The organism is Sphingomonas olei (genome assembly GCF_045369765.1).
GTDB lineage: Bacteria > Pseudomonadota > Alphaproteobacteria > Sphingomonadales > Sphingomonadaceae > Sphingomonas > Sphingomonas panaciterrae.
The window spans coordinates 289,999-299,221 of record NZ_JBIQEU010000001.1; the positions used below are offsets into that span (position 1 = coordinate 289,999).

Annotated in this window: 9 protein-coding genes; 5 read left to right on the top strand and 4 right to left on the bottom strand. The window is 68.1% G+C overall.

Annotation, left to right across the window (positions count from 1 at the left end; all coding sequences use genetic code 11):
• Positions 1-19 precede the first annotated feature (19 nt).
• Positions 20-634, bottom strand: coding sequence for a 30S ribosomal protein S4 (rpsD, locus tag ACH0BU_RS01465; RefSeq protein WP_125944262.1), 615 nt, complete (start codon positions 632-634; stop codon positions 20-22).
• Positions 635-810: 176 nt separating this feature from the next.
• Here rpsD and ACH0BU_RS01470 point away from each other — a divergent pair, with 176 nt between their 5' ends.
• Genes ACH0BU_RS01470 through ACH0BU_RS01480 form a run of 3 tightly spaced genes read left to right on the top strand, consistent with a single transcriptional unit; the run spans position 811 to position 4,700 of the window.
• The gene (locus ACH0BU_RS01470; protein ID WP_046409195.1) at positions 811-1,122 is read left to right on the top strand and encodes a chorismate mutase; all 312 of its coding nucleotides are present in this window, start codon (positions 811-813) and stop codon (positions 1,120-1,122) included.
• Positions 1,123-1,164: 42 nt separating this feature from the next.
• Entirely contained in the window at positions 1,165-3,636 is a 2,472-nt protein-coding gene (locus ACH0BU_RS01475) for a DegT/DnrJ/EryC1/StrS family aminotransferase (RefSeq protein ID WP_500263598.1), read from the top strand.
• Positions 3,633-4,700: a glycosyltransferase family 2 protein gene (locus ACH0BU_RS01480; protein WP_500263599.1), complete on the top strand. Its 1,068-nt coding sequence runs from the start codon at positions 3,633-3,635 to the stop codon at positions 4,698-4,700. The genes ACH0BU_RS01475 and ACH0BU_RS01480 overlap by 4 nt, the downstream gene beginning before the upstream one ends.
• Here ACH0BU_RS01480 and ACH0BU_RS01485 read toward each other — a convergent pair.
• Positions 4,682-5,386, bottom strand: coding sequence for a murein L,D-transpeptidase catalytic domain family protein (locus tag ACH0BU_RS01485; protein ID WP_125944260.1), 705 nt, complete (start codon positions 5,384-5,386; stop codon positions 4,682-4,684). The two genes, ACH0BU_RS01480 and ACH0BU_RS01485, sit on opposite strands and share 19 nt — an antisense overlap.
• A 203-nt stretch (positions 5,387-5,589) precedes the next feature.
• Here ACH0BU_RS01485 and ACH0BU_RS01490 point away from each other — a divergent pair, with 203 nt between their 5' ends.
• Entirely contained in the window at positions 5,590-6,240 is a 651-nt protein-coding gene (locus tag ACH0BU_RS01490; RefSeq protein ID WP_052742528.1) for a L,D-transpeptidase family protein, read from the top strand.
• Positions 6,241-6,303: 63 nt separating this feature from the next.
• Here ACH0BU_RS01490 and ACH0BU_RS01495 read toward each other — a convergent pair whose 3' ends face one another.
• Together ACH0BU_RS01495 and ACH0BU_RS01500 are read right to left on the bottom strand one after the other, a co-directional pair.
• The gene (locus tag ACH0BU_RS01495; RefSeq protein ID WP_500263600.1) at positions 6,304-7,260 is read right to left on the bottom strand and encodes an isopenicillin N synthase family dioxygenase; all 957 of its coding nucleotides are present in this window, start codon (positions 7,258-7,260) and stop codon (positions 6,304-6,306) included.
• 102 nt (positions 7,261-7,362) lie between these two features.
• Positions 7,363-7,848 carry a hypothetical protein gene (locus ACH0BU_RS01500; protein WP_500263601.1) on the bottom strand — a complete coding sequence of 162 codons (486 nt, stop codon included), beginning with the start codon at positions 7,846-7,848 and terminating at the stop codon, positions 7,363-7,365.
• Between the two features lie 111 nt (positions 7,849-7,959).
• On the opposite strand from ACH0BU_RS01500, the gene ACH0BU_RS01505 reads away from it, so the two are divergent.
• A complete protein-coding gene (locus ACH0BU_RS01505) occupies positions 7,960-9,192 on the top strand; it encodes a multidrug effflux MFS transporter (protein ID WP_500263602.1) in 1,233 nt (410 codons plus the stop codon).
• Positions 9,193-9,223: the final 31 nt, after the last annotated feature.

Consider the following 9,223-nt stretch of genomic DNA (forward strand, 5'->3'; position numbering starts at 1 on the left):
CCATCGCCGGAGCATCGGATCAGCGGCTGTAGTATTCGACGACCAGGTTCGGTTCCATCTTCACCGGGTACGGCACTTCGTCCAGCGTCGGGACGCGGATGAAGGTGACCTTGGTGGTGCCGTCCTGAACGACATAGTCGGGCACGTCGCGCTCGGCGAGGCTCTGCGCCTCGAGCACCAGCGCCATTTCCTGCGCCTTCTTGCCCAGCGTGATCTCGTCGTTCACCGCGCAACGACGCGACGCGATGTTGCACTTCACGCCGTTCACATAGACGTGGCCGTGGCTGACGAGCTGGCGCGCGGCGAAGATCGTCGGCGCGAACTTCGCACGGTACACGATCATGTCGAGGCGACGCTCGAGCAGGCCGATCAGGTTCTGCGAGGTGTCACCCTTCATCCGGGCCGCTTCGTCGTAGCAGTGGCGGAACTGCTTCTCGGTGACGTCGCCGTAATAGCCCTTCAGCTTCTGCTTGGCGCGCAGCTGGATGCCGAAGTCCGACACCTTGCCCTTGCGGCGCTGGCCGTGCTGGCCGGGGCCGTATTCACGCTTGTTGACCGGGCTCTTCGGGCGACCCCAGATGTTCTCGCCCAAACGGCGATCGAGCTTGTGCTTGGCGCTATGGCGCTTCGACATCGTCTTTCCTTCGATTTGCTAACAACGTTGGTCCCGGTATCGCACCATCCGTGCCGGGCACGGGCAGGCCACCTGCTTCACCGGGATGCAGGGGCGATCGCGAAGCGGCGCGCCTAGCCGCAGACCCGTTTCAAGTCAAGCTGGACAGGCCCGCGCCGGGCGGCCAAGGCGCCGCCATGACGATCCTTCCCGGACAAGAATGCACCACCATGGCCGAGGTACGCGCCGGCGTGGACCAGCTGGACCGCGAGCTGGTCGCCCTGCTGCGCCGCCGGTTCGACTATATGGACGCCGCCGCCCGCATCAAGCCGGAGCGTGGCCATGTGCGCGACGAGGGGCGCAAGGCGCAGGTCATCGCCAATGCCAGCGCTTATGCCGCCGAGCTTGGCCTGCCTGAACAAGCAATCGCGCAATTGTGGGACGCGCTGGTCGAAGCATCGATCGCTTATGAACTTGATGCCTATGATCGACGGGTAACAAAGTCTTAGGTCGCATCAGGCACAATCTCGGACGGGAGGAAACACCGTCCGATGAAACGCTTGCCGCTGATCACGCCGCATCCGCCACGGCTGAGCAACCTTGCCGAGGGTCTCGCCCGGATCGAAGAGGCGGGGATCTACAGCAACAACGGACCGGTGCTGCGCGCATTCGAGGCCAGTGCCACCCAGCAATTGTTTGGCGGCAAGGGCGCCTGCCTTGCGGTCGCCAATGCGACGCTGGGGCTGATGATCGCGCTGCGCGATGCGGTGAGCGACGGGCCGGCGGGGCGGTTCGCGCTGATGCCGGCGCTGACCTTTGCCGCGACGGCGCAGGCGGCATGGTGGGCCGGGCTGACCCCCCTCGTCTGCGACATCGATGCGGACAATTGGTCCGCCGCAGCCAATGAGGAAGAGGAGCTGCTGGAGCGGCACGGCGCGCAGATCGCGGCCATCGTTCCTTATGCGACCTTCGGCTATGGCATCGACCTCGACCGGTATCGCTGGCTGTCCAACCGCTATGGCGTCGCGGTGGTGGTGGATGCAGCGGCGTCGCTGGGGACGACCGATGCCGCGGGGCTCGGCTTTGGCGCGGGCGCGCCCTTCCCCGTCGTATTCTCCATGCACGCGACCAAGCCGTTCGCGACCCAGGAAGGCGGCCTGATCCACTGCGCCGACCCGGACCGGATCGAGCGGCTGCGCGCGATGGCCAATTTCGGCTTCACCGCGCCGCGCACCGCAACCTTGCCCGGCCTGAACGCCAAGCTGCCCGAAGCGATGGCGCTGGTCGCGGAGGCGCGGCTGGAGGATTTCGACGCGGTTTCACGCCACCGCGAGCAGCTGGCCCGCAGCTATCGCAGCGCGGTGGCCGGTCGCTACGTCACGCAGGCACGCCGGCCCGGCCAGCAGGCGCTGGGTTTCTTCCCGCTGCTGCTGCCGTCCGAGCGCACGCACGAGCGCGACGCGATCATCGCGCGGCTCGGCGAGGAAGGGATTGGCGCGGGGAAGTATTTCAGCCCGCACCTGGGCGAACAGCCGTGGATCCGCAGCATCGGCCATATCGAACAGACGCCGGTCGCCGATATGGTGGGCGGCCGACTGCTGTCGCTGCCGCTGTCCGACACCATGACGCCCGACGACGTCCACCATGTCGTCGCGACGCTCGACCGGGTGGTGGCGCGGCGCAGCCGTCCGATCGCCGTCTCCGCACCGCCGGTTGCGGAAACGATGATCATCGGCGGCGGCCCGGCGGGCACCGCGATGCTGACGGCGGCGAGCCGCCACGGCCTGCTGCCTGAATTGTCGCGCGGGCTGGTGATCGTCGAGCGTGACGGCGCGATCGGCGGCGGCCAGCTGGGCCGTTATGCCATCACGTCGGATTCCACCGCGCAGACCTTCCTGTCGGCGATCGAGAACAATCCCGACGGCGCGATCGCGTCACTGGTCGATCATCCCGCGGCGCTGGCAGTGGCGCGGCATCGCGCCTCGCTGGGCGTGCCGCTGGCCGAGGTCGGTCCGCTGCTGCGTGCGATCGGCGAGCGGCTGCACGCCGGCGTCACCGCGCAGGGCGGAACGGTCCTGACCAATACCGAGGCGCTGGGCGCGCGGCGCAAGGACGGCCTGTGGCACGTCCGCCTGCGCGATGGCGCAACGCACAACGACAGCGAGCGGGTGGCGCGCAACCTGGTGATCGCGACCGGCGGGCATCAGCCGCTCGACCGACTGGTGACGCAGGAAGTGGCGGGCGTGCCGCTGATGGAGATTGCCGGCAACCGGCTGCTCCAGTCGGATTCGGTGCTGGCGCGCGGCGGGTTCGAGATGGTCGCCGACCTGCTGTCGCAGAAGCGCAGCCCGCGGGTCGCGGTGATCGGCGGATCGACCAGCGCGCTGACCACCGTGGCGCTGCTGCTGCGCGAGCGACCCGCGCTGCCCTTTGGCGCGGGCGGGATCACGCTGCTGCACCGCCGGCCGCTTCGCCCCTTCTACCATTCGGTGGACGCCGCCCATGCCGAGGGCTTCACCGATTTCGGCCCGAGCGACATCTGCCCGGTATCGGGCTTCGTCTATCGCCTCGCCGGATCCCGGCTGGAGGCGCGCGAGCTGGTGCTGCGGATGCTGGGGATCGACGGTCGTACGCCCGAGCCGCGCGTGGCGCTGCACCGGGTGGCCGGTGACGAGGATGCGGCTGCGCGCGACATCCTGGCCGGGGCGGATCTGGTCATCGCGGCGCTCGGCTATCGCCCGCGCGCCTTGCCGCTGGAGGATGCCGACGGGCGCCCGCTGTCGATCGCCGCGCACAGCGGTGCGCCGATGGTCGACGATGCCTGCCGCGTGCGCGATGCGGCAGGGGCCTCGATCCCGGGCCTTTACGGCATCGGGCTGGCCGCCGGCTTCGTCCCCCATGGGCGGCTGGGCGGCGAGGCGAGCTTCGTCGGCCAGGCAAACGGCCTGTGGCTGTGGCAGAATGACGTGGGCATGATGATCGTCGACCAGCTTCTCGCCGGGCGGACGCGCGCGGCGGCATGACGCTGATGCCCGCCGTCAGCGTCATCATGGCGGCGTATAATGGCGCCGAGTTCCTGCCCGCCACGCTGGCGACGCTGCAGAAGCAGACCCGTGGCGATTTCGAGATCATCGTCGTCGACGATCGTTCGACCGACCATACGCTGGACGTGCTGCGATCATGGCCCGACCCGCGGCTGCGGGTAATCGCGCTGGAGCAGAATGGCGGGCCGGTGCGTGCGCGCAACCGTGCCGTCGCCGAGGCACGCGGCCGCTATATCGCCGGGCTGGACCAGGACGATCTTTGCCTGCCGGAACGGTTCGCGCGGCAGGTCGCCTATCTCGACGCCCACCCCGAAACGGTGATGGTGGCGAGCGCGACGGAGGTGCTGGACGGCGCGCGCCTGCTACCCTCCCCGCACGTCGCCTATACCTCGCCCGCGCTGCTGCGCTGGCTGATCCGGATCGAGAATCCGTTTGTCTGGTCGTCGGTGATGGTGCGTGCGGACGCCGCGCGCCGGCTGACGCCATTCACCCGGCCGGAGATCCTCTATGCCGAGGATTTCGACCTCTATCATCGCCTGTCGGCGCTGGGCCAGATCGCCCGGATCGACACCCCGCTGCTCGCCTATCGCCGTCACGCCGGCGGAGCGTCGCAGCGCTATGAGGATATCATGCTGACGAGCGCGCGGCGCGTGCTGGCGGGCGCCTATGCGCCGGTGCTGGGCGAGGACGCGGATGCCGCGGCGGCGCTGGTGGTCGAGCATCTGATGCACCGCCAGCCCGTGCCGGACCGCGCGACGCTGGCCCGGCTCGGCGATGTGCTGGTGCGATTGCAGGAGGCGTTTTTACGGGAGCAGCCATGCGAGGCGGCGGATGTCCGGCTGGTTCGCTGGACCACGGCGCGCCGCTGGGCCGATGTGGCGCGCGCCTCGCTGCGGTCGGGGACGCTGACGCTGGCGGAGGCGCTGCGCGTCCGGCCGCCGCATCTGGGCCTGGGCCATGCGGGGCTGGAAGAATTGCTCTGGGCCCGGCTGATCGGCCGCGCGCGACGCGCGGCCGGCCGCCATCAGACCTTCGCGGCGTAGATCATCCGGCCCTGGCCGAGCCGCTCGAACGTTTCCGCCAGTTCACGCTCACCGACCGCGAAACAGCCCTGGCTGCGGCCAAGGCGGCCGTGCGTGCGGACCATGTCCGGGTTGGAATACCAGGCGCCATGCACCACGATCGCGCGGGCGAGCGCATTGTCGTTGGTCGGATCGAGGCCGATCAGCCGCTGCGACTTGCCATGCTTCCCGACATAATAATTGTCGGCGAGGAAGGCGCCTTCGCACGACGCATTCGAGCCGTTCTTGTTCGAGAAGCGCTGCAGGAAGCCGGTGTGCCCCGGATCGGAGCCGCTGCCATGCGCGACCAGCTTCGACACGCTCTTGCCGCTGACCAGATCGATGAAGTGGAAGCGCGGCTGCGACGAAGGTGCTGAGAAATCCGCGATGACGATCCGGTCGCGCAGCTTGATCGTGTTGCCGTGACGCTCCAGCGCGGCGAGCGCCTCGCGCATCAATTCCGGGCGGACGACGCGCGGCGAACTGGGCACGACGCGGGGCGCAGGGCGCACCGGCGCCAGACCGGAGGACGTCAGCGGCACCTGCTTGGGCTCCGCCGCGCGCATCGCGGCAGACACCGCGTCCGGAATAATCATTGCCCCCGCCAGAGCACCCGCCGTCTTCAACAATCCGCGGCGCGTCGGCACCGTATCACCCATCTTCGCCATCAATCTTACAGTCCCTTCCCGCTAAGCGACTGTATAGCAGGGAAAAGGTGAAAAATCTTCAGCAGCGGGAACCAATCTGCCGGATTCGCGTGCGTCCACCGCGCAAATCGCGCGGCTCATCGTATGGCACAAATGTCAATAGCGCGCGTTTACTGATGCGACGGCCCGATGATCGGGCCACCACAACAAAATGGGGTCGCACCATGCGCATGATTCGCGCCTTGCTGCCGGCTGCCTTTGGACTGGCAGCCATCACGTCTATGCCCGCTCTGGCGGAAACGTCAACGTCGACTGCGACGGCCACCGCCGGGTCGGCGAGCCATGTCACATCCTCTGCCGTCGCGCTGGTCGAAGCCGCAGCGACGCTGACACCCGGCAAGTATCTGTGGGAAAATGACGTCGCGGCCGGGCCGGTGAGCATCCTCATCAGCATCCCGGACCAGAAGGCCTATGTGTATCGCGGCGATGCGCTGGTCGCGGTGTCGACCGTGTCGACGGGCAAGGAGGGCAAGGAAACGCCGGTCGGCGTGTTCACCATCCTCCAGAAGAAGGAGATGCACCGCTCCAACCTCTACGACAATGCGCCGATGCCGTTCATGCAGCGCCTGACGTGGGACGGTATCGCGATCCACGCCGGCAAGAACCCGGGCTTCCCCGCCTCGCACGGTTGCATCCGCGTGCCGGCAAGCTTCGCCAAGAAGCTGTTCGCCGCAACCGAGATGGGCGCGACCGTCGAGGTGACCGACGTTTCCTATTCGGGTGACATGCCCGCGCCGCGCAGCGATGCGCAGATGACGATCGCGGCCAATGAGGCGGCGATCAAGGGCGGCGCGACGGAAATCGCCAGCCGCTGAGGTCCGCGCACAACGATCGGCAGGTGCCGCGCACGTGGCGGCACCCGCGGATCTCCTTACTGCTTACTTCTTGATCAGGCCGATCTCGACCAGCCGCTCATGCAGATAGCCGTTGGCGGTGATCGGCGTCGGATAGCGGTTCGGGTTTTCGGCCGTGATCGTCTGCGGTAGCGTCTCGATCATGAAATCGGGCGCGGGGTGCAGGAAGAACGGCATCGAATAGCGCGAATGGCCGCGACGCTCGACCGGCGGATTGACGACTCGGTGGGTGGTCGACGGCAGCACATGGTTGGTCAGCCGCTGCAGCATGTCGCCGACGTTGACGACCATCGCGCCCTCCGGCGGCTTGATCGCGAGCCACTGGCCCGAATCCCGGTCGAGGAGTTCGAGCCCCGATTCCTCGGCGCCGAGCAGCAGGGTGATGAGGTTGATATCCTCATGCGCGCCGGCGCGAACCCCCTCCGCATCGGCCGGGATCGGCGGATAGTGGAGCAGGCGAAGCACCGAATTGCCGTCCTTCACCGCCGGATCGAACCAGTCGGGGGCGAGGCCCAGGTCGCGCGCGATGGCGGAGAGCAGCTTGTCGCCCGCGGTGTCGAATGCCTGGAACAGCTCCAGGAAGGTGTCGCGGAAACCCTCCGGCCGGGTCGGCCAGACATTGGCGGGCATTTCGTCGGCATGGGGGTGGCCGGCGGGCAGTTCGCGCCCGACGTGCCAGAATTCCTTCAGGTCGACGTGCTTGGCGTCCTTGGCGATCTCGGTCTTGAACGGCGTGTAGCCACGCGCGCCGCCGGCGCCTTCGACGAAATAGCCGCGCTTCTCCGCCTCCGGCAGCGCGAACAGCGCCTCCGTCTGACGCCAGGCGCGCGCAATCAGATCCTGCGGCACGCCGTGATCCGCGACGATCGCGAACCCGAATCGGCGGAACGACCCGCCCAGATCAGCCGCGAAGCGATCGGGATCGCGCGCCTGATCGGCAAGGCTCAGGGTCGGCACCTTCGCCAGCGGGGTATCAAGCATCACAAACGCCTCAATCACGAACTAATGAAAGGCGCCACATAGTCATCCGACGGTTCGCCCGCCAGTGCGCGGGACCGCCCGCGCGTTCGGGCGAGCGGGTGTTCAGCCGCCGATCGTCACCGTGCCGGCGGCGCGGTCGCCGGCTGGTTGCAGGTCGATGCGGAACGGTTCGCCATCGGTGTCGCCGCTCAGCGTGTTGCCCGACACCTTCACCGTTGTCCCGGCCTTGGCGAACTCGCCGGCCAGCCAGTCGCGCACCGTGTCGACGGCCGCGGGGCTTTCGAACGACATGCGCACCAAGCCGTCACCCTCATTACCGCCGACGTTGACGTTCATCGCGCCGATCTTCGTCCCCGGATAGAGGTGCACGCCGTTGATCTCGAAATTGTCGCCGGTGAACTGCATGCGCGGCAGCTTGATCGAACCCTTGAGGAGCGGCGTGTCGAGCTTCACCTCCCCCGTCGCGCCATTGATCGACGCGGCGCCGTTGCCAGCATCGATCGACACGGTCGTGCCCTGCCCATCCTGGCGATCGCAGGCCGCAAGGCCAAGCGCGCAGAGCGCGACGGGAAGCAGGAGCGAACGCATGGCAGACCTTTCGTGTACTGTTTCGATAACACACTAACCAAGCGGGTGGTTCCGGCAAGCCCGCCCGTCAAGCCGGCTGACACGACGACCGTTCCCGCCTAGGGCGGCGCGATGTCCGCGCCCCTTCCCGTCGCCAACGTCGATCGCGGCGCCCCGATCCACATCGGCGAATTCATCGCCATGACCGCGTCGCTGATGGCGATGGCGGCGCTGGGCATCGACACGATGCTGCCCGCGCTGCCCGACATCGGCAACGCGCTGGGCGTGACCGACGTCACCGATCGCCAATATGTCATCACCATCTTCGGTGTCGGCTTTGGCGTCGCGCAGCTGCTGCACGGGCCGCTGACCGATCGGTTCGGGCGGCGGCGCCTGCTGCTGGTCGTGCTGGCGCTTTATGCCGCGACCAACATTCTTGCCGCGCTGGCGCAAAGCTTCCCCCTGCTGCTGGTCGCGCGCTTCCTGGGCGGGTCGTGCGTCGCCGGGTGCCGCGTCGCGACGGTGGCGATGGTGCGCGATTGTTTTTCCGGCCGGTCGATGGCGCGGATCATGTCGCTGGCGTTCATGGTATTCATGGCGGTGCCGGTCGCGGCGCCAGCGCTGGGGGCCGGCATCCTGCTGTTCGGCGACTGGCGGACGATCTTCTGGATCATCGCCGGGGCGGCGCTGCTGCTCGCCGGCTGGATCGCGATCCGCCTGCCCGAGACACAGCATCCCGAAGACCGCCGCCCGATCGAGCCCGGACCAATCCTGGCCGGCTGGCGCATCGCGCTGACCGACCGGCTGTCGCTCGGCTATTCGCTGGCGGCCGCAGCGCTGACCGGCGCGCTCTACGGCTATCTCGGCACGATCGAGCCGATCATGGCCGAGACATTCGGCAGCCCGCAGCTGCTGATCGTCGTGTTCGCGACGACCGCGGCAACCATGGCGGTCGCCAATCTCGCCAATTCGCGGCTGGTGATGCGGCTGGGCATGCGGCGGCTGGGGCATGGCGCCGTCGCAGCACTGGTGGTGATCAGCCTCGCGCATCTCGCGCTGGTGCTTTCCGGGCACGAGACGCTGTGGACCTTTGGCATTGCGCAGGCACTGACGCTCGCCTGTTTCGCGCTGTCCACGTCCAACTTCTCGTCGCTGGCGATGGAGCGGATGGGGCATATCGCGGGCACGGCGTCGAGCGTGCAGGGGTTCCTGGCGATCACGATCGGGTCGGGGCTGGGCATGGTGGTGGGCCAGTCGTTCGACGGCACCACCGCGCCACTGACGATCGCCTTCTTGCTTGCGGGACTTGCCGCGCTGCTCGCCGCCGGGCTGACGGAGCGCGGGCGGTTGTTCCACCCCGCCTGATCTACACTGCGCGGCCCACGCGACGCGCCGG

Excerpts from the sequence above, each read along its gene's own strand:
- rpsD (WP_125944262.1), bottom strand. The coding sequence starts at position 634 with ATGTCGAAGCGCCATAGCGCCAAGCACAAGCTCGATCGCCGTTTGGGC.
- ACH0BU_RS01470 (WP_046409195.1), top strand. The coding sequence starts at position 811 with ATGACGATCCTTCCCGGACAAGAATGCACCACCATGGCCGAGGTACGC.
- ACH0BU_RS01475 (WP_500263598.1), top strand. The coding sequence starts at position 1,165 with ATGAAACGCTTGCCGCTGATCACGCCGCATCCGCCACGGCTGAGCAAC.
- ACH0BU_RS01480 (WP_500263599.1), top strand. The coding sequence starts at position 3,633 with ATGACGCTGATGCCCGCCGTCAGCGTCATCATGGCGGCGTATAATGGC.
- ACH0BU_RS01485 (WP_125944260.1), bottom strand. The coding sequence starts at position 5,386 with ATGGCGAAGATGGGTGATACGGTGCCGACGCGCCGCGGATTGTTGAAG.
- ACH0BU_RS01490 (WP_052742528.1), top strand. The coding sequence starts at position 5,590 with ATGCGCATGATTCGCGCCTTGCTGCCGGCTGCCTTTGGACTGGCAGCC.
- ACH0BU_RS01495 (WP_500263600.1), bottom strand. The coding sequence starts at position 7,260 with ATGCTTGATACCCCGCTGGCGAAGGTGCCGACCCTGAGCCTTGCCGAT.
- ACH0BU_RS01500 (WP_500263601.1), bottom strand. The coding sequence starts at position 7,848 with ATGCGTTCGCTCCTGCTTCCCGTCGCGCTCTGCGCGCTTGGCCTTGCG.
- ACH0BU_RS01505 (WP_500263602.1), top strand. The coding sequence starts at position 7,960 with ATGTCCGCGCCCCTTCCCGTCGCCAACGTCGATCGCGGCGCCCCGATC.